Source organism: Variovorax sp. RCC_210 (genome assembly GCF_041355175.1).
In the GTDB taxonomy this organism is placed as follows: domain Bacteria; phylum Pseudomonadota; class Gammaproteobacteria; order Burkholderiales; family Burkholderiaceae_C; genus Variovorax.
Genome location: NZ_JBFUPJ010000047.1, coordinates 1 through 675 on the forward strand (window position 1 = coordinate 1; position 675 = coordinate 675).

Consider the following 675-nt stretch of genomic DNA (forward strand, 5'->3'; position numbering starts at 1 on the left):
TTCCATCTGGCCTGGGCCTTGGTGTTGGCCAAGACGACGGGCAAGGACGACGTCGTCTTCGGCACCGTGCTGTTCGGCCGCATGCAAGGCGGAGAAGGTGCCCAACGCGCACTGGGTCTGTTCATCAACACCCTGCCGCTGCGCGTGAAGCTCGGCGCACAGGGCGTTGCCCAGTGCATGAAGGAAACCCACGCAGCACTCACCCAGCTTCTGCATCATGAGCACGCCAACCTCTCATTGGCCCAGCGCTGCAGCGCGTTGCCGGGTGGCACGCCGCTGTTCTCCGCATTGCTCAACTACCGCTACACGCCTGAGGGTGAGCAGGAGCAGGCTGTTCCGGATCTTGCTTGGGAAGGCATGGAGGTGATCGGCGGCGCGGAGCGGACCAACTATCCGTTCGGCATGTCGGTGGACGACCTGGGCAAGGGCTTCGAGCTCGTGGCACAGGTGCATGAAGCGGTCGACGCATTGCGTGTCTGCGGCTACATGCATGCAGCGATCAAAGGGGTGGTCGATGCATTGGTCGTGCGGCCGCAGAAACCGACTTGCGAACTCCAGATCGTGTCCGAGAAGGAAACGGTTCAGCTTGCTGCGTGGAGCGAGAACACGCGTCGCCACGAAGGTGCGCAGCCGGTGCATCGGCAGATCGAGGCGCATGCGAGGTTGAAGCCTTCG

General features: G+C 63.0%; 1 protein-coding gene. It reads left to right on the plus strand.

Annotation, left to right across the window (positions count from 1 at the left end; translation table 11 throughout):
* A partial coding sequence (locus tag AB6807_RS39380; protein WP_371088813.1) for a condensation domain-containing protein occupies positions 1–675 on the plus strand: 675 nt, incomplete at both ends.